We start from the raw sequence: 249 nt of genomic DNA on the forward strand, positions 1-249 counted from the left end.
CGTAATTTTTTATTCAGGTCTTTAATTGAATTTCGTATATTATTAATTCTATCTTGAAGTTCTATTAATTCTTTACTACTTTGATTATTTTCTTGTAAATTTAAAGAATACAATTCATCTATCTTTAAATTTATACAATCAATTTCATTATAAGCATTTAATAATTTATCTCTTTCTTCTTGTGTTAAAAATGTATATTCTTTTACCATTTTCTCATTTGTCTCTATATTAATTTTTTGTCTTATATTT

General features: G+C 18.9%; 1 pseudogene. It reads right to left on the reverse strand.

What is annotated here, in order from left to right:
* Nucleotides 1–209: pseudogene (locus NG901_RS16785) on the reverse strand (hypothetical protein); the annotation flags it as partial.
* Between the last annotated feature and the right edge of the window lie 40 nt (nt 210–249).

This window comes from Clostridium sp. CMCC3677 (genome assembly GCF_023845585.1).
GTDB classification, from domain to species: Bacteria; Bacillota; Clostridia; order Clostridiales; family Clostridiaceae; genus Clostridium; species Clostridium aquiflavi.